The sequence below is a fragment of the Pseudomonas sp. NMS19W genome (assembly GCF_051554255.1).
GTDB lineage: Bacteria > Pseudomonadota > Gammaproteobacteria > Pseudomonadales > Pseudomonadaceae > Aquipseudomonas > Aquipseudomonas kribbensis.
Genome location: NZ_CP136718.1, coordinates 5,544,266 through 5,569,530, shown reverse-complemented (window position 1 = coordinate 5,569,530; position 25,265 = coordinate 5,544,266). Strand labels below are relative to the sequence as shown.

Here is a 25,265-nt window from a genome sequence, read left to right as displayed (position 1 = left end):
GCGCTTAGTACAGCGCGGCAAACACCTTGCGCCGGTAAGCGGTCACCAGCGGGTGATCGTTGCCCAGCAGTTCGAACACTTGCAGCAAGGTCTTGTGCGGCAGGCCTTCACCGTAGCTGCGGTTGCGGATGAATAGCTTGAGCAAGGCATCCAGCGCAGCTTCGTATTGCTGGCGGGCCAGTTGCTGGATCGCCAGTTGATACACCGCTTCGTCGTCTTGCGGGTTTTGCGCCAGACGGCTTTTCAGGTCGGCGGCGTCCGGCAGGTCACGGGCCAGGCCGAGGAACTTGATCTGCGCCTTGGCACCGGCCAGTGCAGCCTTGTGCTCGTCGCTCTTGACCGCGTCGAGCACGGCTTGCGCTTCGCCCAGTTCACCGCGTTCGGTCATGCAGCGGGCATACAGGATCAGCGCCTTGGCGTTGGTGTTGTCTTCGTTGAGCATCACCACCAGCGCGGCTTCGGCATCGGCGAAACGGCCTTCGTCGAACAGCGCCTGGGCTTGCTCGAACGGATCAGCCGCTGCCGGCGGTGGCATTTTTACGTGAGGTTCAAGCAGGGCACGCACGGCGGATTCCGGCTGGGCCCCGGCAAAACCGTCCACTGGCTGACCGTCCTTGAACAGCACCACGGTCGGCAGGCTGCGGATACCGAAGCGGGCGACGATGTCCTGCTCGACGTCGCAATCGACTTTGGCCAGCAGCAACTCGCCCTGATAGCTCTCGGCGATGCCTTGCAGCATCGGCATCAACGCCTTGCATGGCGCACACCATTCGGCCCAGAAATCCACCAGCACCGGTTTTTGAAAGGAAGCCTCGATCACCGACTGGTCGAAGTCGGCCGTCGTGGCGTCGAAAATGTACGGCGTTTGCTGACTCATGGGGTATCTCGTAAAAGCGTGAATGGGGCAACTATACGGTCAGGCGCGGGCCGCGTGGTAGAGGCTGACATGGCGAAACTCTTCGGGCTCGGCCAGATCCGGCAGGGTCATGGCTTCGAGCATTTCGATGCGCCGGTACAGCGGATGACGGAAATCCCTGACCCGCGAATCCGCTACCAATGCTTCGCGGCCGCGACTGAGAAAGGCGTCGAGCAGCGGCAGATTCTCGCGGTCGTAGAGAACGTCAGCCACCAGGATCAGATCGAAGCGATCCGCTTCGGCGAAGAAATCCGTGGAATAGCTCATCTGCACATCATTGAGTTCGGCATTCGCCTGGCACGCGGCAATCGCCAGCGGATCGAGGTCGCAGGCCACCACTTCCAGCGCGCCGGCCTTCACGGCGGCAATCCCGGCGATCCCGGAACCGGCACCGAAATCCAGTACGCGCTTGCCACGCACCCACTCGGGGAATTCCGCCAGATAGCGTGCCACCGCCAGACCACTGGCCCAGCAGAAACTCCAGTACGGCGGTTCGTGCAGGATCCGCCGGGTTTCGTCCGGGCTGAATTCTCGGGCCATGTTGTCGCCGTCGATCAGCCACAGCTGCAAATCGGTATCCGGCAATGCACAGGCTTTCAGTCGGGCGTCGCCGAGCAATTCGCCCAGCGCCTGTTGCAGGTCCAGCGGTGCATTCATGGCGCTTTGACAAACTGCAGCTGGCCCAGGGCCTGGGTGGTCGGCTGGCTGATGGTCTGCGACGGCAGGTGCAGGATCAGCTGGCCGGACTGTGTGGCGCGGCCACGCAGCTCGACCCGCGCCCCGACCGGGAACGCATCAGGGTTGAAGCGCAGGCGGAACGGCAGAACCTGGTTGTTGCCGATCAGGCTGGAGCTGGCGAGCAATTGTTGCGGGCGACCTTTCTCGTCGATCACCAGCAGCGCCAGTTCGACTTCGGCGCCCGCCGGCACACCCTGCAGGGTGCCGCTCAGTTCCCGTTGATACGCGGGCAGCGGGCCGAGGTCGGCAGCTTCCCTGGCCTTTTTCTGTGCCTGTTGCGGCGCCGGGCCCGGCGTTGGTGGCTGCGGCTTGGGCTTATCGCTGCCACAGGCCACCAGCAGGGCGAAAACACTGAGCAAAACGAGCGGTCGTAGCGACATTGGTGGCTCCGTCAAAATGAAATCCATGGATCAAACGATCATGGCAGTCTGTATACCGCAAAGCCTATGGCTTGTCTTGCCACCGGGATGCGCTACCATGGCCCTCCCTTTTTTTGTTGCCAGCCACCATGCACTGTCCCTTCTGCGGTGCCAACGACACCAAGGTCATCGACTCGCGTCTGGTCGCCGAGGGCGAACAGGTGCGCCGCCGGCGTGAATGCCTAGCCTGCGGCGAACGTTTCACGACGTTCGAGACGGCCGAACTGGTGTTGCCGCGCCTGATCAAAACCGACGGCAGCCGCCAGCCGTTCGACGAAGAAAAACTCCGCGCCGGCATGCAGCGCGCTCTGGAGAAACGTCCGGTGAGCGTCGAGCGTCTCGAGTCCTCGCTGGTGCACATCAAACACAAGCTGCGCGCCACCGGCGAACGCGAGGTCAAATCCCTCGTGGTCGGCGAACTGGTGATGGCCGAGCTGCAAAAGCTCGATGAAGTCGCCTATATCCGTTTCGCCTCCGTGTACCGCCGCTTCCAGGACCTCAACGAGTTCCGCGAAGAGATCGACCGTCTCGCCCGTGAACCGGTGAAAGAATGACCACCGCCGCCGAGCAGGCCATCCTCGACGCCCGTTTCATGGCAAGGGCCCTGGAACTGGCGCGCAAGGGGCATTACACGACCCATCCCAATCCACGGGTCGGCTGTGTGATCGTGCGCGACGGGCAGATTGTCGGCGAAGGCTGGCATGAGCGCGCCGGCGAGCCCCATGCCGAAGTCCACGCCCTGCGCGCCGCCGGTGAGCTGGCCCGGGGCGCGACCGCTTACGTCACCCTCGAACCTTGCAGCCATCACGGCCGTACACCGCCCTGCGCCGATGCACTGGTGAATGCCGGTGTCGGTCGGGTGGTCGCGGCGATGCGCGATCCCAATCCGCAAGTCGCCGGACGCGGTCTGCAACGTCTGGCCGATGCCGGCATCGCCACTGAAAGCGGCGTGCTGGAAAGCGAAGCGCGCAAGCTCAATCAAGGTTTTCTGAAACGCATGGAACACGGCTTGCCGTTCGTGCGGGTCAAGTTGGCCATGAGCCTCGACGGGCGCACCGCGATGGAAAGCGGCGAGAGCCAGTGGATCACCGGCCCTGCCGCACGTTCGGCGGTGCAGCGTCTGCGCGCCCAGGCCAGCGTGGTGCTGACCGGCGCCGACACAGTGCTGGCCGATGGTGCACGGCTGACCGTGCGCGGCGATGAACTGGGTCTGGATGCTGAACAAACCGCGCTGGCCCTGAGCCGTCCGCCGCTGCGGGTGCTGATCGATGGACGCCTGCGAGTGCCGCTGGATGCTCCGTTCTTCAAAGCCGGCCCGGCGCTGGTCGCCACCTGTGTGGCCATCGAAGAACAGTACGCCCATGGCCCGGAATGCTTGATCGTGCCGGGCGATGACGGTCAGGTCGATCTGCATCAATTGCTGATCGAGCTGGCCAGTCGCGGCATCAACGAAGTGCTGGTCGAGGCCGGCCCGCGACTGGCCGGCGCGTTTGCCCGGCTCGGTCTGGTCGACGAGTTCGTGATCTTCATCGCCGGCAAGTTCCTCGGCTCCACGGCGCGTCCGCTGCTGGACTGGCCGCTAGCCTATATGAAGGATGCGCCGGAGCTGAAAATCACTGAAATTCGCGCGGTTGGCGATGACTGGCGAGTCACTGCAATCCCTGTCTCATCGGCGAGCGTATAATTCCCGGCCATCGCGTTAGCGCTGGCTTCGTTCTCAAGGAGAACCCCATGTTTACCGGCATCATCGAATCCATCGGCAGTATCCGCGCACTGACCCCAAAGGGCGGTGATGTGCGGGTGCATGTCGAAACCGGCAAGCTCGACCTGAGCGACGTCAAACTCGGCGACAGCATCGCGGTCAACGGCGTGTGCCTGACCGCGGTTGAACTGCCGGGCGACGGCTTTGCCGCCGACGTCAGTCGCGAAACTCTCGACTGCACCGCCATGAATGACCTGAAAAGCGGCAGCCCGGTCAACCTGGAAAAAGCCCTGACCCCGACCACCCGTCTCGGCGGGCATCTGGTCAGCGGTCACGTCGACGGTGTCGGCGAAGTGGTTTCGCGCAGCGACAATGCCCGCGCCGTGGAATTTCGCATCCGCGCACCGAAAGAGCTGGCCAAATACATCGCCCACAAAGGCTCGATCACCGTCGACGGCACCAGTCTGACCGTGAACGCGGTCGATGGCGCCGAGTTCCTGCTGACGATCATTCCGCACACCCTGAGCGAAACCATCATGGCGTCCTACAAGCCAGGTCGTCGGGTGAACCTGGAAGTCGACTTGCTGGCGCGTTATCTGGAGCGCCTGCTACTGGGTGACAAGGCCGCAGAGCCAACGTCCGGTGGCATCACCGAAAGCTTTCTGGCCGCCAACGGCTACCTCAAATCCTGACTGAAGGGGGTGCCTTGTGGCGCTCAATAGCATCGAAGAACTGGTTGAAGACATCCGCCAAGGCAAGATGGTCATCCTCATGGATGACGAAGACCGCGAGAACGAAGGCGACCTGATCATGGCCGCCGAATGCTGCAAGGCCGAGCACATCAACTTCATGGCCAAGCACGCCCGTGGCCTGATCTGCATGCCGATGAGCCGCGAGCGCTGCGAAACCCTGAAGCTGCCGCTGATGGCGCCGCGCAACGGTTCCGGTTTCGGCACCAAGTTCACCGTGTCGATCGAAGCGGCCGAAGGCGTGACCACCGGCATCTCCGCCGCTGACCGCGCGCGTACCGTGCAGGCGGCTGCGGCGAAAGACGCGAAAGCCGAAGACATCGTCAGCCCTGGCCACATCTTCCCGTTGATGGCCCAGGCCGGCGGCACCCTGGCTCGCGCCGGCCACACCGAAGCCGCCTGCGACCTGGCGCGCATGGCCGGTTTCGAACCGAGCGGCGTGATCTGCGAAGTGATGAACGACGACGGCACCATGTCCCGTCGCGCCGAACTGGAAGCTTTCGCGGCTGAGCACAACATCAAGATCGGCACCATCGCCGACCTGATTCACTACCGGATGATCCACGAACGTACCGTTCAGCGGATTGCCGAGCAGCCGCTGGACAGCGAACTGGGCCAATTCAACCTGGTGACCTATCGTGATTCCGTGGAAGGCGACGTGCACATGGCCCTGACCCTGGGCACCGTTTGCGCCGAAGAGCCGACCCTGGTTCGTGTGCACAACATGGACCCGCTGCGCGACCTGCTGATGGTCAAGCAGCCGGGCCGCTGGAGCCTGCGCGCCGCCATGGCTGCGGTCGCCGAGGCCGGCAGCGGTGTGGTGCTGTTGCTCGGTCACCCGCTCGACGGCGACGTGCTGCTGGCGCACATCCGCGAAACCGGCGATCAGGCGGCGGTGAAAAAACCGACCACCTACAGCATCGTCGGTGCCGGTTCGCAGATCCTGCGTGACCTCGGCGTGCGCAAAATGCGCCTGATGTCGGCACCGATGAAATTTAATGCGATATCCGGTTTCGATCTGGAAGTTGTAGAATACGTGCCCTCCGAATAATGACCGGTTGTTTCCGGACCCGAATTCGCGGCAAATAAATCACTGAGGGACGCGAAACAGACGCGTCCCGGCTCTTTAAGAGATCTGACGAATGACCCTGAAGACCATCGAAGGTACCTTCATCGCCCCTAAAGGCCGCTACGCTTTGGTAGTGGGCCGTTTCAACAGCTTCGTGGTTGAAAGCCTGGTCAGCGGTGCAGTTGATGCCCTGGTTCGCCACGGCGTGAGCGAAAGCGACATCACCATCATCCGCGCACCTGGCGCCTTCGAAATCCCGCTGGTTGCGCAAAAAGTCGCCCAGAAAGGCGAGTTCGCAGCAATCATCGCCCTGGGCGCGGTCATTCGTGGCGGCACTCCGCACTTCGAATACGTGGCTGGCGAATGCACCAAGGGCCTGGCCCAGGTGTCCATGGAATTCGGCGTACCGGTCGCTTTCGGCGTCCTGACCGTTGATTCCATCGAGCAAGCCATCGAACGTTCCGGCACCAAGGCCGGCAACAAAGGTGCTGAAGCTGCCCTGTCCGCTCTGGAAATGGTCAGCCTGCTGGCGCAGTTGGAGGCCAAGTGATTAGCGACGATAGCGATCGTTTCAACCCGCGCGATCCGAAACCTGCGGATGCCGGCAAGCCATCGAAGAGCGCCAAGCGCCGCGAAGCCCGTCAGCTCGCGACTCAGGCCCTGTATCAATGGCACATGGCCAAGGCTTCGCTGAACGAGATCGAAGCGCAGTTCCGGGTCGATAACGATTTCACCGATGTCGACGGCGCGTATTTCCGCGAAATCCTCCACGGGGTTCCGGCCAACCGCACCGAAATCGACACCGCGCTCAAGCCTTGCCTGGACCTGGCGATCGAAGAGCTGGACCCGGTTGAACTGGCGGTTCTGCGCCTGTCCACCTGGGAACTGCTCAAGCGCGTCGACGTGCCGTACCGCGTTGTGATCAACGAAGGTATCGAACTGGCCAAAGTGTTCGGTTCCACCGACGGCCACAAGTTCGTCAACGGCGTGCTCGACAAGCTGGCACCACGCCTGCGTGAAGCTGAAGTGAAGGCGTTCAAGCGCTAAAACGCGCTTGATACCTCATGGGCGAGTTTGAGCTGATCCGCAATTTCTTCGCCGCCGCGCCCTGTGCGCAGGGCGGCGAGGGCGTTGCACTGGGGATCGGCGACGACTGCGCCTTGCTGGCGGTTCCTTCCGGGGAACAGCTGGCGGTTTCCACCGATACGCTGGTGGCCGGCGTGCATTTCGCCGACCCCTGCGATCCGTTTCTGCTCGGTCAGCGCTCGCTGGCCGTGGCGGTCAGCGACCTCGCTGCCATGGGCGCCACGCCCGTCGCCTTTACCCTTGCCCTGACTCTGCCGACGGTGACTGCCGACTGGCTGCAAGCCTATGCCCGTGGTTTGAACCGCATGGCGCAGAGCTGCAGTGTGGCGCTGGTCGGCGGCGACACGACGCGCGGGCCATTGAGCCTGACCGTCACCGTGTTCGGTCGTGTCCCGGCCGGAAAGGCCCTGACCCGCAGTGGCGCGCAGCCCGGCGACTTGCTCTGTGTCGGCGGCGAGCTGGGCAATGCCGCCGGCGCCTTGCCGCTGGTGCTGGGTCAGCACGAGGCTGAACCGCACATCGCCCAGCCGCTGCTCGATCACTATTGGTCGCCGCAACCGCAACTGGCCCTCGGTCAGGCCCTGCGCGGCAAGGCCACCTCGGCGCTGGATATCTCCGATGGCTTGCTCGCCGATTGCGGCCATATCGCACTGGCCTCGAAGGTTCGCCTCGAAGTCGAGCGTGAGCGTGTCCCGCTGTCGGACGCGTTGGTGGCGTTTCTTGGTCAGCGCGGTGCCGAGCGTGCGGCGTTGAGCGGTGGCGATGATTACGTGCTGGCCTTTACCTTGCCGTCCGTCGAATTGCCGGCGCTGCTGGCCGATGGCTGGCCGATCCACGTGATCGGGCGTGTGGCAGAGGGGCAGGGCGTGGTGCTGCTGGACCGCGAAGGGCATGACATCACCCCGAAAATCCGGGGTTATCAACATTTTCAGGAGTCACCGTGACAGATCACCCGAAACAGGTTCCCGGCGAATTCGTTCCGCCGTCGGTCTGGCGCAATCCCTGGCATTTCATTGCGTTCGGCTTCGGTTCGGGCACCTTGCCGAAAGCACCGGGCACGTGGGGCTCATTAGTTGCGCTACCCTTTATTCCGTTGTGGCAGATGTTGCCCGACTGGGGCTACTGGCTGATGCTCGGGATCACCATGCTGTTCGGCTTCTGGCTGTGCGGCAAGGTGGCCGACGATCTGCGGGTGCACGACCACGAGGGCATCGTCTGGGACGAGATGGTCGGGATGTGGATCACCCTGTGGCTGGTGCCGGAAGGCTGGTACTGGTTGCTCGCCGGGTTCCTGATGTTCCGCTTCTTCGACATCCTCAAGCCGTGGCCGATCCGCTGGATCGACCGGCATGTGCATGGCGGCGTCGGCATCATGCTCGACGATGTGCTGGCGGGCGTGTTCGCCTGGCTGGCGATGCAGGGTCTGGTGTGGATTTTCGCCTGATTTCAAGGCGTGGATGAGGGACACAGGGATGGCTCGACGCGGTTTGGCGATACTGTTTTTTATCCTGCTGGGTGCCGTTGCCCATGCACAGGAGGCGCCGCCGTCGGTCATTCACCTGGCCAGTGAAGACTGGGAAGACTACACCGCCGCCGATGGCCACGGTCTGGGCTGGGACGTCCTGCGCAAGGTGTTCGAACCGGCCGGCGTGACTCTGGATATCCGCACCGTGCCATACACCCGTTCGGTGGGCCTGGTACAGCTGAAGGAAGTCGACGCACTGGTCGGCTCCTATCGCGGCGAGGCCGAGCAGGTTCTATATCCCAAATGGAACTTCGATTCCGATCATATCTACGCACTGGGCCTGGCCAGCAACCCGGCACCGACCGAGGCCACCCTCGGCAAGTATCGGCTGGCCTGGGTGCGGGGTTATCGATACGAGACCTACCTGCCGAACATCAAGCGCTACAACCAGATCGAACGCCGCACCGGGATTCTGTCGATGCTCAAGCAGGGACGGGCGGATTACTACATCGATGCGCTGACGGAAATCGAAGCGGTGGTGAGAAATGCCGCCGACCCTTCGCAATACCGTTATTCGCATCTGGCGGAGTTGCCGCTGTACCTCGGCTTCGCCGACACCCCTCAGGCCCGTGCTCTGATGTCGATCTACGACCAGCGTATGGATCAACTGGTGAAAAGCGGCGAATTGAAGCCCATCTTCGAACGCTGGAAACAGCCGTATCCGTTCGACCGGGGGCAATGACGGCAGGCCAGTCATCAAACTTTTTGATCGTTATGGCCGATAATTCAGCCTAAGCGTCTGCCGGAACCTGCTGTTACAATGCCGCCCAGCGAATCTCGGACTTTTTAGATCAGGAGCACACCGGTGCCTGTCGTTTTTGTCGCCGCTTCCAAGCTGCCAACGCCTTTTGCGCAATTCACCATGCACGGTTTTCTCGATGAAGCCACCGGCCGCGAGCACGTCGTGCTGAGCCTGGGTGAGATTGCCGACGGTGCCCCGGTACTCGGCCGGTTGCACTCCGAATGCCTGACCGGCGATGCCTTGTTCAGCCAGCGTTGCGACTGCGGCTCGCAACTGGAAGCTGCGCTGAAGGCGATCGCCCGTGAAGGCCGTGGCGTGTTGCTGTACCTGCGTCAGGAAGGTCGTGGCATTGGCCTGCTGAACAAGATCCGCGCCTACGAATTGCAGGACGGTGGCGCCGACACCGTTGAAGCCAACGAGCGTCTGGGCTTTGCCGCCGACCAGCGTGACTACGCCATGTGCCTGCCGATGCTGGAGCATCTGGGCGTGAAATCCCTGCGCCTGATGACCAACAACCCGCGCAAGGTCAAAGCCCTGACCGACATGAACATCGTCGTCGCCGAGCGCGTGCCGCTGCACACCGGCCACAACCCGCACAACAAACTGTACCTGGCGACCAAGGCCAGCAAGCTCGACCACATGATGGGCAACGAACATCAGGGCGAGGTAGACCGGGCGTGACCCGCGGTCAGGTGCGCCGCCGCCTGTCGGTCGCCTGGTGGAAATACCTGGCGCTGGCGCTGGTGCCGCTGTTCGTGCTCAACGCCGTGTTCGGCGAAAGCGAGGCAATCATGCCGGTGCTGGCGATGCCATTGTTCATTGCCGGTGTGGCCTCGATGTTTGTCAGCCTGAAATTCTTCGGCCGCTACAAGCATGCGCTGATCGCCACACAAAAAGCCCTCGATACCCCGGATGAACCCGCTGCATGGATTGCCCTCGCGGCCCGTCGTCGCACGGCGTTTCTGGCGGCGGGATTACCGGCGTGGATCGGCGCACTGGCGGTGTTCGTCGGCCTCGAAGCGGTGCCGCTGATGTTGCTGGCGCTGTCCACGGCGGTGCTGTTCTACCTCTACCGTATCCCGCGTCAACTCGGTTGATGCGTCGTCTCTGGCTGGCGGTACTGCTGCTGGCCGTCAGCAGCGAAACCCTGGCCGCCCTGCGGGTGGTCAGTCTCGCGCCATCCTTGTCTGAAATCGTCGTCGAGCTGGATTCGGCCGATCTGCTGGTCGGCGTTCTGGATGCCGGTGACCGACCATCCGCGATCAAGGATGTGCCTTCGGTGGGCCGTTATGGCCAGCTCGACATGGAGCGGCTGCTCAGCCTCAAACCTGACTTGTTGCTGCTCTGGCCCGGGAGTGTCGGCCCGGCCCAGCGTGATCAGCTCAAGCGCCTGAACATCCCGACCTTCGTTGCCGAACCCCACAGTTTCGAGCAGTTGACCATGCAGATCGAAGCCATCGCGACACAACTCGGTCGTCCTGAGCGCGGGGTTGCGCGGGCAGCCGAGCTGCGACTGAAACTCGATAAGCTGCGCCAGCGCTATCGGCGGGAATCGCCGCTGCGGGTGTTCTATCAAGTCTGGGACAAGCCGCTGTACACCATCGGCGGCGGGCAGATCATCAGCGATGCACTTGAAGTGTGCGGCGCACGCAATGTGTTCGCCGACCTGACGCTGCCGGCGCCGCAGGTGAGCATCGAAGCCGTTTTACAGCGTGATCCCGAGGTGATTCTGGCCGGCGATCAGCCACAACTGAATGCGTGGAATGCCTGGCCGCAGGTGGCGGCGGTGAGGCACAGGCAGTTGCTGTTGGTCACCGATAAAGGTCTGGAGCGTCCGAGCGGGCAGATGATCGAGGCGACGGCCAAGCTCTGCCAGTTGATTGCGCCAGACCGCTGACCGCTAGAGCTGCGGCGTCCAGGTCACCCCGAACATGAACGCCCGGCCTTCCTCACGATAGCCATACTGACTGCCGTCATGACTGTACAGTGCCCGGCTGTAACCCTTGTCCAGCAGGTTATCGACCTTGAAATCCAGTTTGATCTCACGGTCCAGCGCCCAACTGCTGCGCAGTCCGAGCAACGCATAACCACCCAGTGGTTGTTGATTTTTCAGGTCGTCATAACTGCTGCTGACGGCCTGCCAACTGGCGCCGAGGCCGAGGCGATCGAATTGCCGATCCAGATCCCAGCTCAAGGTACGACGGGCACGCCGCGCCAGGGTGTGGCCGGTGTCGCGGTCGCGGGGATCGATGATCGCCACGCCGAGGTTGCTCTGCCAACCGAACAGCTCCTGTTTCAGCGCTGCTTCGAAGCCGTTGATCCGCGCCGAGGCGACGTTTTCCGGGCGTGAGTTGCTGCCGAAGATGATCGCGTCTTGCAGATCGGTCCGATACAGCGACGCTTCGAGGCGGCTGCTGTCGCTCAACTGGCTGCGCCATTGCAGTTCGTAGCTTTTCGAGGTTTCCGGTTTCAGGTTCGGGTTGCTGAAGTCCGGGTAATACAGGTCATTGAAAGTTGGCGCGCGGAAGCCTTCGCTGTAGCTGAGCAACAGATCGTTGTCCGGGTTGACCGGCAAAGTCAGCGTGCCGCTCCAGCTGTTCTGGCCACCGAACTGCTGGTTGTCGTCACGGCGCAGACCCAGTTCAGTGGAGAAACTGTCGGCCTGGAAGCGATGCTGGATGAACGCGGCGCGGTTCCAGCGGCTGTCTTCGTCGAGCGCGGTGCTGCTGTTGACCCGGTCCTCGTACCAGTCGCCGCCAAGGATCAGGCTGTTGCGTGCATCGAGGGTCAGGTCGTTCTGCCAGGTCACCGAATCCCGGTAGGTGTTGAACACCGAGCGTTCGTCGCTGAGCTTGTCGAAGGTTTTTTCGCGGTTTTCGCTGTGGCCGAGTTCCAGGCGCGATTTCCAGCGCTCGTTGATCCGCGCATCGATGTAGCTGCTGAAACTGCTGACAGCAAAATCGCTGTAGGGCTGCTGCTGGACGGAGTCGAAGGTGACCGGGTCAAAGCGCCCGAACGGATTGTCGAACTCGCTTTTTCCACGGTTATCCAGCAGGTTGGCGCCGACTTCGATGTCATCGGTCAGCGCATGGCTGAGGCTCAGGCTGATGGATTTGTTGCGGTAGGCGTCGTGGTCGCTGTCGCTGGGATAGGACTCGTGGGTGCGGTCGATCCCGGCGGTTTCATCGAGGCTGGCGCCGAGGTTGAAACGGGTTTTCTCATCGCCGCCGGACAGGCCGACACTGCGCTCCCAGGTCTGGTTGCTGCCGAAGCCGACATGCATCCGTGGCTGCAAGCCTTGCTCGGCGCCGCGTCGGGTGAAGATCTGAATCACCCCGCCAATCGCATCGCTGCCGTAGATCACCGAACGCGAACCGCGCAGCACTTCGACGCGTTCGATCTGCTCGATGTTGAGGTGTTGCAGGTTGCTGTCGCCGGACGTCGAGTTACCGATGCGCTGGCCGTCGACCAGCACCAGGCTTTGCGCCGATTGCGTGCCGCGAATGTAGATGCCCGGCAGACTACCGCGCCCGCCGGTTTGTGCCACTTGCACGCCGGGTACCCGTTGCAGCAGATCGGTGACGCTGCTCGGTTGCAGACGTTCGATTTCTTCGCGGGTGAATACGGTGTTGGCGGCACTGCTGTCGTTGCGCGCTTCCACCTGGCGGTTGGCGCTGATCAGCACGTCCGGCAGCTTCAGGGCCTGATCGCGCTCGAAGGTGTCGGCGAGGGTGTTGGCGGTTGGCAGCAGCAGGAGGGGCAGGGCGAGGCGCGAGAGGTTCATCGGCAGTCCATTGATCTTTCAGGTGTACATAAAATTTCCAGCAACACAAAGCACTGTGGGAGCGGGCTTGCCCGCGATGAGGTCGTCACAGTCAACATTGATGTTGGATGTGCCGACGCCATCGCGGGCAAGCCCGCTCCCACAGGGATGGTGATTACTTGTTGAGCAGAGTCAGGCGCTCTCGCACCGCCGCTTCGATCCCGGCCTCGTCCAGCCCGCACTCGGCCAGCATCTGCGCCGGTTTGGCGTGCTCGACGTAAATGTCCGGCAAGCCCAGGTGCAGCACCGACTTGAGAATGTTCTCGCGGGCGAGGAATTCGCTGACCGCGCCACCGGCGCCGCCCATGATCGCGTTCTCTTCGATGGTCACCAACAGGTCATGGTTGTTGGCGACTTCGCGCACCAGCGCTTCGTCCATCGGCTTGACGAAACGCATGTCGACCACGGTGGCGTCCAGGGTTTCGGCGACGTTCAGCGCTTCGGCCAGTTGCACGCCGAACACCAGCAGGGCGACCTTGCTGCCCTGACGACGAACCACACCCTTGCCGATCTCGATCGGTTCGAGGTTCTTCTCGATGGTCGCGTTCGGGCCGGTGCCGCGCGGGTAACGCACCGCCGCCGGGCCGTTATACAGGTGGCCGGTGGTGAGCATTTTGCGCAGTTCGTTTTCATCGCTCGGGGTCATGATCACCATGCCCGGGATGCAACGCAGGTAAGACAGGTCGAAACTGCCGGCGTGGGTCGGGCCGTCTTCGCCCACCAGACCGGCGCGGTCGATGGCGAACAGTACGTCGAGGTTCTGCACCGCGACGTCATGCACCAGTTGGTCGTAACCGCGTTGCAGGAACGTCGAATAGATCGCCACCACCGGTTTTGCGCCTTCGCAGGCCATGCCGGCCGCGAGAGTCACGGCGTGTTGCTCGGCAATCGCCACGTCGAAGTAGCGCAGCGGGAAGCGTTCGCTGAACGCCACCAGGTCCGAGCCTTCCTTCATCGCCGGGGTGATGCCCACCAGACGCGGGTCGGCAGCGGCCATGTCGCACAGCCATTCACCGAATACGCCGGAATACTTCGGCCCGCCGGCCTTTTTCGGCGCAGCGGCCGGGGCGTCCAGCGGCTCGAGTTTGGTGATGGCGTGGTAACCGATCGGGTCGATTTCCGCCGGGGCGAAGCCTTTGCCTTTCTTGGTGACGATGTGCAGGAACTGCGGGCCTTTCAGATCGCGCATGTTGCGCAGGGTGGCGATCAGGGTCGGCAGGTCGTGGCCGTCGATCGGGCCGATGTAGTTCCAGCCCAGCTCTTCGAACAGGGTGCCGGGAACCAGCATGCCTTTTGCGTATTCTTCGGTACGACGGGCGATTTCCCAGGCGCCGGGCAGGCGCGACAGCACTTTCTTGCTGCCTTCGCGCATGCTTGCGTAAGTGCGGCTGGAAAGGATCTTCGCCAGATAGTTCGACAGACCGCCGACGTTGCGCGAGATCGACATGTCGTTGTCGTTGAGGATCACCAGCATGTTGGCGTTCACTTCCGGCGCATGGTTCAGCGCCTCGAAGGCCATGCCGGCGGTCAAAGCGCCGTCACCGATCACCGCAATCGCCTTGCGATCACTGTTCTGCAGGCGGGCGGCGATGGCCATGCCCAGTGCGGCACTGATCGAGGTGCTGGAGTGGCCGACGCCAAAGGTGTCGTACTCGCTCTCGGAGCGACGCGGGAAGGCGGCGATGCCGTCCTTCTGGCGCAGGGTTTCCATGCGCTCGCGACGACCGGTGAGGATCTTGTGCGGATAAGCCTGATGACCAACGTCCCACACCAGCCGGTCGTCCGGGGTGTCGAAGACGTAATGCAACGCGATGGTCAGCTCGATGACGCCCAGGCCGGCACCGAAATGCCCACCGGTCTGGCCGACCGTGTAGAGCAATTCCAGGCGCAACTCATCAGCCAGGGTTTCCAGCTCGGCTTCGCCTAACCGGCGCAGGCCGTCCGGCGTGTTCGCGCGGTCGAGCAGGGGCGTGGTCGGGCGCTTGCGGGGAATCTCATGGAACGTCGTGGGCATCAGGCGAATCGTTATAGGTATAAAAGATGCGGCAGTTTACCTGATGCATCGTCCCCTGCCCACGCGTTGGTCTTTTTTGGCTGATTAGCCTTTAGTTGCGGCGGTCGACGATATACCGGGCCAGATCACGCAATGGCTCGGCAGCCGCGTCAAACGGTCGCAGCGCATGCAGGGCCTGATCGCGCAGTTCCAGGGCATAGGCTTTGGCGGCGTCGAGGCCGAGCAGGGCCGGGTAAGTCGGCTTGTCGCGGGCAATGTCCGCGCCCTGGCGTTTGCCGAGGGTTTCGGTATCGCTTTCGACGTCGAGGATGTCGTCCTGCACCTGGAACGCCAGGCCGATGGCCTGTGCATAACTTTGCAGGGCCTTGAGTTCATCCTTTTCGGCACGGCCGCTGGCCAGGGCGCCGAGTTTGACGCTGACTTCGATCAGCGCGCCGGTCTTGTGTCGGTGCATCTGTTCGAGGGCTTTTTGATCGAGCTTGAGGCCGACCGAACCGAGGTCGATGGCCTGGCCGCCGACCATGCCGGCCGGGCCTGCCGCGTGCGCCAGCGCCGTGACCTGTTGCAGGCGGATATCCGCGCTCAGGTCGCTCAGACGCGGGTCGAGCAGGGCGCTGAACGCCAGGCTTTGCAAACCGTCGCCGGCGAGGATCGCGCAGGCTTCATCGAATTTTTTGTGGGTGGTTGGCTGGCCGCGACGCAGATCGTCGTCGTCCATCGCCGGCAAATCGTCGTGTACCAGCGAGTAGGCGTGGATCAACTCCACTGCACTCGCCGCGCCGTTGGCCTGCTCGGCCTTGCCGCCGAGGGCTTCGCACGCAGCGTAAGCCAGCAGCGGACGCACGCGTTTGCCGCCGTTCATCACGCTGTAGCGCATTGCTTCGTACAGCCGCGCCAGCTCTGGCAGCGGTGCGTTGAACAGGGTTTCCAGTGCCGCATTGACCCGCGCCTGGCTGGTCGCCGAATACGCCGCGATCATTCTGGCTGGTCCGCGTCGAAGGGTTCCTCGGCCAGTTCGCCATCGCGCTCCAGCAACACCTGGACCTTTTGCTCGGCCTGGGCCAGCGCTGCCTGGCAGTCACGGGTCAGACCGATGCCCTGCTCGAAAGCGGTCAGCGAGTCTTCCAGCGACAATTCACCGTTCTCCAGACGCTCGACCAGTGTTTGCAGGTCGGCGAGGGACTGTTCGAAATCCAGTGCAGCTTTTTTGCGGGCCATGGCGGCTAATTCCGGTTGACGTTAAACCGGCGCGACACTAGCAGATAGGGGGGTTATGGGCAAATGAGCGGGCCGACGGACAAGGGTGTCAGTCGGTCGAGTCACCCGGATATTGAACCTGATACCGAGTGCTCCGCCCCCCGCCCGGAAGACGTTGCAGGCAGCCCTTCTCCAGCAGTTCCGCCAGATGTCGGGTGGCCGTGGCTTTGGAGACCTTGGCCACACTCTGGTATTGCGCCGCACTGATGCCGTGCTCGAAACCGCGTTCACCGCCATCGAGCAAGCGATTGAGCACTTTGATCTGCTCCGCCGACAGCCCGGATTCACGGTGCGCCTGCCAGAAGCGTGATTTTCCCAACACACTTTCAATCCGCGCGATGGCCTGTTGCAGACTGCGCAGCAAGGTTTGCAGGAACCATGTGAGCCAGTCGGTAATGTCCAGCGTGGCTTTCTGGCTCGATTCGAGAATGCGGTAATAGCCAGCGCGATCTTCGAGAATGCTGGCCGACATCGCATAAAAACGAATCGCCTGCGCTTCGCCTTGAGCCAGTGCCAGATCGGTCAGGGTGCGAGTCAGGCGTCCATTGCCGTCGTCGAACGGATGCAAGGTGACGAACCAGAAATGTGCGATGCCGGCTCGCAGCAAAGGATCGAGGCCTGCCTGTTGCCGACTGGCGTCGAACCACTTGAGAAAACTGTCGAGTTGTCGCTCAAGGCCTTGTCGCGGTGGCGCCTCGAAGTGCACGGTCGGACGGTCGATTCGCCCTGAAACCACCTGCATCGGCTCATCGCCGCGTAATGCGCCGACATTGATTGCACGCGAAAGGAAACCACTCTCCTGTTCTGGAAACAGCCATGAATGCCATTCCAGCAATCGTTCCAGCGTCAGCGGTTCGGCAAAACGTTGCGTAGCATCGAGCATCAGTTGTGCGAGCCCTTCGCTGCGCTTGCTGACGTTGTCGCCATCCGGTGATTCCAGCCCCAGGCGTCGTGCCAGTGAAGAACGCACGGATTCAACATTCAACTGTTCCCCCTCGATGGCCGAGGAGGTCACGATGTTTTGCAGCAACGCGTCCAGCTCAGTCTGAGCGCTCAGTGAATTGCCCACTGATCCCGCCATGCCCATCAATTGTCCCTGCGCTTGAACGCATTCGCGCAACAGCGCAGTGAGACGCTCTGCCTGCCAGTTGAAGTCGGGCCAGTCGGGCTGCTGCCAGATCCAGTGAGTTGCCATGAAATGCCATTCCTGAGTGCGTGAGCCGAATAGAAATGCTATTCGGCTCATTTGGTGAGCCGAATATGACGCCTATTCGGCTCATCGTCCACCCGAGGGCGTGATTCCTACCGCATTTCAAGATGTATCCGATTGTTAAAAAACTGCCGAATCGCTAACCTTCGCGCCTTCTACGACCCGACAGTCACGGGTCTTTCAGACGAAACGCAGTTTTCACCGCTGTGAAGTACCGAGGATCGGGTGCAAGGTTTCGTTCAGGCATGGCAGGAGGCATTACATGCGTTCAATTCTTTTGCTGCTGATCGGCCTGGCCTGCGCGCCGGCGCTGTCGGCCGCGCCGACTGCCGAGATGTCGGAACCGGTGGGCGGCTGGCGCTACAACGGCTTGCTCGACCGCAGCGAAAACCCGCAAGTCGCCTATCCCACGCCGCCGATCGATCGCGGCATCCAGCGCAATCGCACGATGATCCAGGGCCAGCTCAAGGCCATTGGCAACCAGCGCGGGCCGCACACCCTGGCGGTCAATGGCAATCCGCTGAACCTGTACACCGACGACGATGGGCGTTTTGCCCGGCCCTATGCCTTCGGCGCGGGCTCCAACAGCGTCGAAGTACGCAGTGCCGAAGGGCAGTCGCTCAAGCGCGTGCAGTTCTACGAAGCGAACAACCTGCGCACACCGGCGCGGATTCGTGTGGTGCTCGGCTGGGACGATCCCAAGGCCGAACTCGACCTGCACATCATTACCCCGGACGGCCAGCATGCGTTTTTCGCCCACACGGCGTTGACCAACGGCGGCGGTCTGGACCCGGACGGCGTCGACGGCCCCGGCCCGGAAATGTTCACCATGACCGCGCCGCTGCATGGCACCTATCTGGTTTACGTCAACTATTGGGGCAACTTCGGCGACGGCGGCTATAACTTCGAGGAGACCAGCAACCAGAACGAGGTCATCACCTCGCAGATCACGCTGGTGCTCAACGAAAACACCGTCGACGAAAAACGCGAAACGTTCATCGTGCCCCTGCGGGCCATCGGTGATCTGCTGCTGGTCAAGACTTTCAACTATTAAGCATCCCGCACCACGGATGAACTGCCGAGCTTTGGGAACATGAGCGAGAAGATGAGCGAAAACACTGAGACCCCGGCGACCGCCGCACCCACCGCCAAACCTTCCCGGCGCTGGCCGTTGCTGGTGGCCGGGCTGTGCCTGGTGGCCGGCGTGGCGGGCGGGCTCGGCTGGTTGATGCACAAGCCCAAAGTGCCGGCGGCGGCACTGGCCAGCGACAAGCTCGGCCTGAGCCGCCCGGACGCGCTGCTGGAAACCCGCTCCCTGAGCCAGTTGCCCAAGGACCTGCTGACGGTGCCGTTCCTCAAGGCCACGCTCACCGAGGATTTCGTCTTCTATTACGAAACCCACGCCGACCGTCTCGGGCTGATCGGCAGTCTGCGACGGATCATCTACGAACATGACCTGAAGCTGCAGGACAGCCTGATCGAGCAGCTCTTCGATCAACCGGCAGACGTGGCGCTGTGGCGCGGCGCCGATGGTCGCCTGAAGGATTTCCTGCTGGTGATGGATCGCGGCGGGCTGGCCAAGCTGCTGGAGCCGCTGGCGAAAGTGGCGCTGGATGATTCGCAACTGAGCGTGTTCAGCACCCTGAAAGTCGGCGGTGAGGACGTGCCGCTGTATCAACTGACCTACAACGCCAGCAAATCCCTGTTGTTCGCTTCCCGTGGCGACAAGCTGGTGGTGCTGTCGAATCCGGCCAAGTTCTACGACCCGGAAAGTGGCGCTTCCGAAGAGTCCGGCCACGTCTCGCCACAAGCCCTGTCGGCGCTGCTCAACGGCGAAAAACTGTTCCCCGAAGCGTTCGGTCTGCCAGCCAAGACGCCTGAAACCAAACAACGTCTGTCGGTCAATTCCAGCGTCCTGGCCATGGGTTACCAGCGCTTCATCCCGAATTTCGCCGGGCTACGTTTCGACATGGACGACAAGGGCTGGCACAGCTTCCTGGCCATGGATGAACTGGACAACCAGCCGGACTTCGATTTCAAACCGGTCTGGCAAGCCATGCCGCTGGGCGCCAGCGCTTGCGTGACCTTGCCGGTGGCGGCCGAGCCGCAGAAACCGTTGCTGGTGAAACTCGGCGCCGAAGAAGCGGTGGCGCAGAAACTTACCGAACACGTGGCCGGCGCGGCGGGCCTGTGCTGGTACGCCGATTCGCGGCTGTACACGCCGTTGCTGGTGGCCAGTCTGAAGGACGAGGACAGCGGCAAGCTCGACGCTGATATCGGCACGTTGTTCGATTCGATGGTCGGCGCCTACGAAAGCAAGGTCGACGACCACGCGTTCCCGGTGGTCGAGAAGCAGGAAGGCCAGAGTCACCTCTGGCAGCGTCAGGTCAGCTCCAACTTCGGCCCGTATGCGGCCAAGGATGCCGAGAATCCGGATGCGATCACCGGCCGTGCCTTCATGAAAGTCAGCCTCGCGCGTCACGGTTCGACGCTGCTGTTTTCCCTCGACGACAAACTGGTCGACAAGGCCCTCGGCACCCTCGACAAGCGCTTCCCGCCCATGGCCGATGTGCTGCCGAAGGGCGTACTGATGCCGATCTACTTCGGCCCGGACTCCATGGCCCAGTTGATGCAGCAGGAAACCCTCGACAGTCTGCCGCAGGACATGGAGCCGGTGTTCTACAACGCCGCGCAAACCTACCTGATCCCGAAACTGCGCACCCTCGGCGGCATGGGCAAATACGCCCTGACCTTGCCGGAAGGCAGTGAGCCCGACGGCCACTGGCAATGGCTGCCGCTGGAGTGGAAAGCGCTGTGACGGCACTGATCCGCAGCCTCGGCTTGCTCGCGCTGTTACTGAGCGCGGGCGCCCGAGCGGTCGAGGCGCCGGCACTCGACCCTGCGCAGTCCCAGGTCTTTCGCGCCTGGTTTGTGCGCATCGCCCAGGAGCAGTTGAGCAAAGGCCCGAGCCCGCGCTGGTATCAGCAGGACTGTGCCGGGCTGGTGCGGTTTGCCGCCAACGAAGCGCTGAAAGTCCATGACGACAAATGGCTGCGCAGCAATGGCGTGTCCAACCGCTACCTGCCGCCGGAGCTGACGCTGAGCGACGAGCAACGCAAGTTCGCCCAGCAATGGCAACAGGGCGGCGGCAAGGTCGGGCCCTACGTCAACGCGATCAAACTGATTCAGTTCAACAGCCATCTGATCGGCCGCGACGTGTCCCAGGCACGGCCCGGCGATCTGATGTTTTTCGATCAGGGCGACGACCAGCACCTGATGATCTGGATGGGCCGCTACATCGCCTATCACACCGGCACGACTACCCCAACCGACAACGGCATGCGTTCGGCAAGCCTGCAGCAACTCATGACATGGAAGGACACCCGATGGATACCCGACGCAGCCAACCCCAACTTCATCGGCGTCTATCGACTGAACTTTCTCTCCCAATGACCGGTGCCCGCATGTTGCGTTTACTGCCTTTTCTGTTGCTGTTAGCCCTGCCGTTTTCGGCGGTGAATGCCGAAGACACCGTGGAGCCAAGCGGCTACACGCCGGTGTCCGGTGAAAGCTTCTTCCTGCTGGCCGACAGCAGTTTCGCCAGCGACGAACAGGCGGTGGTTCGCCTCGAAGCGCCGGGTCGTGACTACCGTCGTTTCCGCATGGAACCGTACGGCGGCGCCGACATCCGCGTGTACAAGATCGACAAGCCGCTGGACTTCCTCAAGCGCCAGAAGAACCTGCACCGCGTAGTCAGCGACGGCCAGTTCAAGGGCGAAGGCCTGTCGAACACCCTCGCGTACCTGTGGGACAACTGGTATCGCAAATCCCGTCGGGTGATGCAGCGTGCGTTCTCCTACGAGTCGCGTCAGCAAGTCACCGAGGAAGTGCCGGAACTGAAGATGGGCAATGCCATCGCTGCGCCGACACCTTACGACGCGCAGCCGCAATTCGCCTTGATTCCGGGTCTGCCGGTGGTCAGCCAGTTCCGTTATCCGCTGTGGCAGGCCAAGCCGATCCAGCCTCCGGCCGGGGTCAATCTGGCCGGGTCGTCCAGCGAGTTCGTCAGCGTTGCGCCGGGTAACGTGTACATCCCGTTGGGCAACCTGAAACCGGGTCTGTATCTGGTCGAAGCGCTGATCGGCAAGTACCGCGCGACCACTATGGTTTTCGTTTCCAACACCGTCGCGGTGAGCAAAATTGCCGGTGATGAATTGCTGGTGTGGGCTGCGCGCAAACACGAAGGCAGCTCGGTGCCGAAGGTCAATGTGCTGTGGACCGATGGCCTCGGCGTGATGAGCAGCGGTGCTACCGACACTGATGGTCTGCTGCGCCTGAAACACGTCAGCCCGGAGCGTTCGTTCGTCATCGGCGAGGACGAAGAGGGCGGTGTATTCGTTTCGGAAAACTTCTATTACGACAGCGAAATCTACGACACCAAGCTCTACGCCTTCACCGACCGGCCGCTGTATCGCCCGGGTGATTGGGTGTCGCTGAAAATCGTTGGCCGCGAATTCAAGAACGCCCGCGACTCGGTGTTGCCGGGGGCGGCAGACGTCAACGTCAGCGTGCTCGATGCGACCGGCACCGAGTTGCAGCGTCTTGACCTGAAACTCGATTCGAAAGCCGGCACCCAGGGCCGCTTCCAGTTGCCGGACAACGCGGTGGCCGGTGGTTATGAGCTGCGTTTCAACTACAAGGATCAGGCCTACAGCAGCGCGTTCCGGGTGGCGGAGTACATCAAGCCGCACTTCGAAATCTCGCTGAATCTGGCCAAGCAGGATTACCGCACCGGCGATCCGGTGAAGGGCAGCCTGGTGCTGCTGTACCCGGACGGCAAACCGGTGGCCAACGCCAAACTGACCCTGAGCCTGCGCGCCCAGCAACTGTCGATGGTCGACAACGAGCTGCAATACCTCGGGCAATTCCCGGTGGAGCTGACCAGCACCGAACTGACCACCGACAGCAAGGGCAACGCGACCCTCGACCTGCCAGCCGCTGACAAACCGAGCCGCTACATGCTCACCGTGTTCGCCAGCGATGGCGCGGCGTATCGGGTCAAGACCACCAAGGAAATACTCATCGACCGCGGTGCTGCCAGCTTCCGCCTGACTGCGCCGCAGCGTTTCAGCGCAGTCGGTGACAAAGTCGCGTTCAGCTACGCCAACGAGGGTGGCAGCGAACAGGCGCAGGCCGTGGTGCCGAGCAGCTACAGCTGGGTGCGTCTGGAAGACCAGACCACCGGCGAAGGCAAACTGGCGGCGAAAGACAAAGGCTTCAGCGTGACGTTCGATCGTCCGGGGACCTACAACCTGTCGCTGAAGGATCAGTTCGGCCGGGTGCTTGGCGGCACCGGTCATTCGGTCACCGGCGACGGCGTCAAGGCCGTGCCGGGCACCGTGGAAATTGTCCTCGACAAACCGGAGTACAAGGCCGGCGACGAAGCATTGGCGCTGATCACCTTCCCGGAGCCGGTCAGCGATGCGCTGCTGTCGCTGGAGCGCGACAAGGTTGAAGCTACCGCGCTGCTGGCCAAGGGCGGCGACTGGCTGAAACTGGAAAAACTCAGCGAAACCCAATACCGCGCACGCATCCCGGTGAAGGACAATTTCGCGCCGAACCTGACGTTCTCGGTGCTGTACACCAAGGGCGGTCAGTACAGCTTCCAGAACGCCGGGATCAAGGTCGTCGCGCCGCAGATCGACGTGGCGATCAAGACTGACAAAGAGACCTATCAGCCGGGCGATACCGTGACGGTCGACCTGACCACGCAGTTCGCCGGCAAGGCTGTACCGGCGCACCTGACGGTCAGCGTGGTGGATGAGATGGTCTACGCGCTGCAACCGGAAGTCGCGCCGACCATCGACCAGTTCTTCTATCACCCGCGCCGCAACAACGTGCGCACCAGCGCCAGCCTGTCGTTCATCAGCTACGACGTGGCATTGCCGGGCAGCCCTGGTGCGCCGGGCAAGGCCAATCGCAGCGAGCGAGGGGTGAAAGTGCTGGAGCGGCCGCGCCGCGAAGACGTCGACACCGCTGCGTGGCAGCCGGAGCTGCTGACCGACGCCGACGGCAAGACCCGCTTCACCTTCAAGATGCCGGACTCGCTGACCCGCTGGCGCATCACCGCGCGGGCGATTGCCGATGACGGTCAGGTCGGGCAGAAGAAACAGTTCGTGCGCTCGGAAAAACCGCTGTACCTGAAGTGGAGCGGGCCGAGCAAATTCCGCAAGGGCGATCAGCCGCAGCTCGGCGTGTTCGCCTTCAGCCAGGCCGAGAAACCGGTCAAGGCTGAACTGGTGACCCATTACGCCGGCGCCGAACAGCGCCTGCCGGTGACCCTCAACAACGGCATCAACTACCTGCCACTGCCAGCCTTCGCATTGGCCACCGGCGAGTGGACAGCCGAACTGGTGCAGGACGGCAAAACCGCGGATGCCCTCGCGGTGCGCCTGACCGCGACCGGCGAAGGCTGGCAAGTGACGCAGACCCAGAGCCTCGACGTAGCCAGCGGCGACACGCCGCTGAACCTGCCGGCGGACGCCACCGACATTCGCCTGCGTCTGGATGACAGCCCGCAAGCGCTGTTCCGTTCGGCCCTCGACGATCTGCTCAGCTATCCGTACGGTGGCGTCGAGCAGACCGCCAGCCGCTTGCTGCCGCTGAGCATCGCTTATCCGTCGCTGGCGTCGAGTCCGCAGATCCGCGACCGCTTGCGCCTGATCATGCAGAACAGCCGTCTGCGTCTGGTGCAAATGGCCGGGCCGTCGGCGAGCTTCACCTGGTGGGGCTTCGACGGCGAGCCGGATGCGTTCCTCACCGCTTACGCCTATTACGCCGACTGGAACGCCAGTCAGGTGCTGGAACTGACCCTGCCGCCGGAGCATTGGCAGCGGGTACTGGAGGTCTACGCCAAGCAGGCGCCGAATACGCCATTGCTGCAACGGGCGCTGATCCTGTCGTTCGCCAAACAGATGCACCTGCCGGTCAACACGCTGCTCAGCGGTTTGATGGACGATCTGGCCAAGGCCGGGGAAGGCAATGCCGCGAACCTGATGGACGACGGTGAAGACAGCTTGGTGATGAGCGATCCGGATTCGGCACTCGGTCTGGCGGCGGCGCGGGTCTTGACCGCCTCGCTGGCGACCCAGTCGAAAGTCGCTTTGCCGGATGCGTTCAATCGTCAGCTGGGTGCTGCACAACAGCGCTTGGCCGTCAGCTCTCAACCGTTTGTCGAAGCATTGAACCTGTCGCTGCAACCGTTCGATCAAGCCCGTGCGACAGCGCTGCTGCAACGCCTGTTGCCGCAGCAATCGACCCTCGAACGTGCGCTGGCGCTGACCTGGCTGCAACGCAGCATCGCTCAGGCGTCGCCGACCATCGCACTGGCCCCGGGCGAAGGCTGGAAGAAAAACTACGGCGCGACCGGCGAGATGTACTGGACGTGGCAGGGTGCTGCGCCGGTGCCGAGCGTGTTGACGGTGTCGGGCACTCAGGAGCGTCCGTTGCGTGCCGCGCTGAGTTACCAGACCCAGCAACCGGCGGTTGATCCGATGGCCGTGACCATCACGCGTCGCCTGTCGCGTCTGGTGCCGGGTGACGAAGCCTTCACTTTCAAACTGGAGCCGATCGGCACTAAACCGTTGTCCAGCGACAGCCTGTACCTGGACGAAGTGATCCTCACCAGCAAGGCACCGAAACCGCTGCGCTACGGCATGCTCGAAGTGCCGCTGCCACCGGGCGCCGATGTCGAGCGCACCACGTGGGGCATCAAGTTGCAGGGCAAGGACGGCACCGAGCCGACCGCTCTGGAGAAAGCACGGTTCGAACCGGGCCAACTGGCCTACGCCGTGCCGGTGGATGCGCTGAGCGGTGAATTGCGTCTACGGCATCTGGTGCGCTTCTCGCAGAAGGGCCAGTTCAACTTGCCGCCGGTGCGTTTCACTCAGGTCTACGCGCCGCAGCATCAGGCCCAGGAAGCGAAAGCCGCCCTCGGCCAGGTCACGGTCAACTGA

General features: G+C 62.7%; 24 protein-coding genes. 16 read left to right on the top strand and 8 right to left on the bottom strand.

The genetic code is table 11. The annotated features are described in order from the left end of the window. Nucleotides 1-4: 4 nt before the first annotated feature. The 3 genes from trxA to R1A29_RS25520 are packed head-to-tail and all read right to left on the bottom strand — an operon-like array spanning nt 5 to nt 2,034. Nucleotides 5-877, bottom strand: a complete 873-nt coding sequence (gene trxA, locus R1A29_RS25530) for a thioredoxin (protein ID WP_438299908.1) — start codon at nt 875-877, stop codon at nt 5-7. A 39-nt stretch (nt 878-916) separates the two neighbouring features. After that, nucleotides 917-1,573: a class I SAM-dependent methyltransferase gene (locus tag R1A29_RS25525; RefSeq protein WP_114885804.1), complete on the bottom strand. Its 657-nt coding sequence runs from the start codon at nt 1,571-1,573 to the stop codon at nt 917-919. After that, nucleotides 1,570-2,034 (bottom strand): hypothetical protein, encoded by a 465-nt coding sequence (locus tag R1A29_RS25520; RefSeq protein WP_134828247.1) that lies wholly within the window; start codon nt 2,032-2,034, stop codon nt 1,570-1,572. Before R1A29_RS25520 ends, R1A29_RS25525 begins: the two co-directional genes overlap by 4 nt. A 128-nt stretch (nt 2,035-2,162) precedes the next feature. Here R1A29_RS25520 and nrdR point away from each other — a divergent pair, with 128 nt between their 5' ends. The 12 genes from nrdR (at nt 2,163) to R1A29_RS25460 (ending at nt 10,843) form a co-directional block, all read left to right on the top strand. After that, a complete protein-coding gene (gene nrdR, locus R1A29_RS25515) occupies nt 2,163-2,627 on the top strand; it encodes a transcriptional regulator NrdR (protein WP_003228656.1) in 465 nt (154 codons plus the stop codon). Beyond that, nucleotides 2,624-3,757, top strand: a complete 1,134-nt coding sequence (ribD, locus tag R1A29_RS25510) for a bifunctional diaminohydroxyphosphoribosylaminopyrimidine deaminase/5-amino-6-(5-phosphoribosylamino)uracil reductase RibD (protein WP_438299907.1) — start codon at nt 2,624-2,626, stop codon at nt 3,755-3,757. Before nrdR ends, ribD begins: the two co-directional genes overlap by 4 nt. 47 nt (nt 3,758-3,804) lie before the next feature. After that, nucleotides 3,805-4,467 (top strand): riboflavin synthase, encoded by a 663-nt coding sequence (locus R1A29_RS25505; protein WP_085712322.1) that lies wholly within the window; start codon nt 3,805-3,807, stop codon nt 4,465-4,467. Between the two features lie 16 nt (nt 4,468-4,483). Further along, the gene (gene ribBA, locus R1A29_RS25500) at nt 4,484-5,575 is read left to right on the top strand and encodes a bifunctional 3,4-dihydroxy-2-butanone-4-phosphate synthase/GTP cyclohydrolase II (protein ID WP_065259547.1); all 1,092 of its coding nucleotides are present in this window, start codon (nt 4,484-4,486) and stop codon (nt 5,573-5,575) included. A 91-nt stretch (nt 5,576-5,666) separates the two neighbouring features. Next, complete coding sequence (ribH, locus tag R1A29_RS25495) at nt 5,667-6,143, top strand: 6,7-dimethyl-8-ribityllumazine synthase (protein ID WP_003228649.1); 477 nt, start codon at nt 5,667-5,669, stop codon at nt 6,141-6,143. Next, nucleotides 6,140-6,640 (top strand): transcription antitermination factor NusB, encoded by a 501-nt coding sequence (gene nusB, locus R1A29_RS25490; protein ID WP_085712321.1) that lies wholly within the window; start codon nt 6,140-6,142, stop codon nt 6,638-6,640. The genes ribH and nusB overlap by 4 nt, the downstream gene beginning before the upstream one ends. A 17-nt stretch (nt 6,641-6,657) precedes the next feature. After that, the gene (gene thiL, locus R1A29_RS25485; protein ID WP_438299906.1) at nt 6,658-7,623 is read left to right on the top strand and encodes a thiamine-phosphate kinase; all 966 of its coding nucleotides are present in this window, start codon (nt 6,658-6,660) and stop codon (nt 7,621-7,623) included. Continuing rightward, nucleotides 7,620-8,123 (top strand): phosphatidylglycerophosphatase A family protein, encoded by a 504-nt coding sequence (locus tag R1A29_RS25480; protein WP_065259550.1) that lies wholly within the window; start codon nt 7,620-7,622, stop codon nt 8,121-8,123. Before thiL ends, R1A29_RS25480 begins: the two co-directional genes overlap by 4 nt. 28 nt (nt 8,124-8,151) lie before the next feature. Then, nucleotides 8,152-8,886 carry a substrate-binding periplasmic protein gene (locus R1A29_RS25475; protein WP_438299905.1) on the top strand — a complete coding sequence of 245 codons (735 nt, stop codon included), beginning with the start codon at nt 8,152-8,154 and terminating at the stop codon, nt 8,884-8,886. A 123-nt stretch (nt 8,887-9,009) separates the two neighbouring features. After that, nucleotides 9,010-9,627: a GTP cyclohydrolase II gene (gene ribA / locus R1A29_RS25470; protein ID WP_065259552.1), complete on the top strand. Its 618-nt coding sequence runs from the start codon at nt 9,010-9,012 to the stop codon at nt 9,625-9,627. Continuing rightward, nucleotides 9,624-10,043, top strand: a complete 420-nt coding sequence (locus R1A29_RS25465) for an MFS transporter (protein ID WP_114885795.1) — start codon at nt 9,624-9,626, stop codon at nt 10,041-10,043. The genes ribA and R1A29_RS25465 overlap by 4 nt, the downstream gene beginning before the upstream one ends. Further along, nucleotides 10,043-10,843: a cobalamin-binding protein gene (locus tag R1A29_RS25460; RefSeq protein WP_438299904.1), complete on the top strand. Its 801-nt coding sequence runs from the start codon at nt 10,043-10,045 to the stop codon at nt 10,841-10,843. The genes R1A29_RS25465 and R1A29_RS25460 overlap by 1 nt, the downstream gene beginning before the upstream one ends. Nucleotides 10,844-10,846: 3 nt before the next feature. On the opposite strand, the gene R1A29_RS25455 is transcribed toward R1A29_RS25460, so the two are convergent. The 5 genes from R1A29_RS25455 to R1A29_RS25435 form a co-directional block, all read right to left on the bottom strand. Then, nucleotides 10,847-12,730 carry a TonB-dependent receptor domain-containing protein gene (locus tag R1A29_RS25455; RefSeq protein ID WP_438299903.1) on the bottom strand — a complete coding sequence of 628 codons (1,884 nt, stop codon included), beginning with the start codon at nt 12,728-12,730 and terminating at the stop codon, nt 10,847-10,849. A 154-nt stretch (nt 12,731-12,884) separates the two neighbouring features. Continuing rightward, entirely contained in the window at nt 12,885-14,783 is a 1,899-nt protein-coding gene (gene dxs / locus R1A29_RS25450; RefSeq protein WP_438299902.1) for a 1-deoxy-D-xylulose-5-phosphate synthase, read from the bottom strand. 91 nt (nt 14,784-14,874) lie between these two features. Further along, the gene (ispA, locus tag R1A29_RS25445) at nt 14,875-15,762 is read right to left on the bottom strand and encodes a (2E,6E)-farnesyl diphosphate synthase (protein ID WP_096820759.1); all 888 of its coding nucleotides are present in this window, start codon (nt 15,760-15,762) and stop codon (nt 14,875-14,877) included. Next, the gene (locus R1A29_RS25440) at nt 15,759-16,001 is read right to left on the bottom strand and encodes an exodeoxyribonuclease VII small subunit (protein ID WP_007894317.1); all 243 of its coding nucleotides are present in this window, start codon (nt 15,999-16,001) and stop codon (nt 15,759-15,761) included. Before R1A29_RS25440 ends, ispA begins: the two co-directional genes overlap by 4 nt. A gap of 88 nt (nt 16,002-16,089) precedes the next feature. Beyond that, complete coding sequence (locus tag R1A29_RS25435; protein WP_438299901.1) at nt 16,090-17,235, bottom strand: Fic family protein; 1,146 nt, start codon at nt 17,233-17,235, stop codon at nt 16,090-16,092. Between the two features lie 277 nt (nt 17,236-17,512). On the opposite strand from R1A29_RS25435, the gene R1A29_RS25430 reads away from it, so the two are divergent. Genes R1A29_RS25430 through R1A29_RS25415 form a run of 4 tightly spaced genes read left to right on the top strand, consistent with a single transcriptional unit; the run spans nt 17,513 to nt 25,265 of the window. Next, nucleotides 17,513-18,304: a YfaP family protein gene (locus R1A29_RS25430; protein WP_438299900.1), complete on the top strand. Its 792-nt coding sequence runs from the start codon at nt 17,513-17,515 to the stop codon at nt 18,302-18,304. A gap of 51 nt (nt 18,305-18,355) precedes the next feature. Beyond that, nucleotides 18,356-20,068, top strand: a complete 1,713-nt coding sequence (locus R1A29_RS25425; RefSeq protein ID WP_438299899.1) for a DUF2138 domain-containing protein — start codon at nt 18,356-18,358, stop codon at nt 20,066-20,068. Beyond that, complete coding sequence (locus tag R1A29_RS25420) at nt 20,038-20,703, top strand: DUF1175 domain-containing protein (RefSeq protein WP_438299898.1); 666 nt, start codon at nt 20,038-20,040, stop codon at nt 20,701-20,703. Before R1A29_RS25425 ends, R1A29_RS25420 begins: the two co-directional genes overlap by 31 nt. Next, on the top strand, nt 20,700-25,265 hold the full coding sequence (locus R1A29_RS25415) for an alpha-2-macroglobulin family protein (protein ID WP_438299897.1): 4,566 nt from the start codon (nt 20,700-20,702) through the stop codon (nt 25,263-25,265). Before R1A29_RS25420 ends, R1A29_RS25415 begins: the two co-directional genes overlap by 4 nt.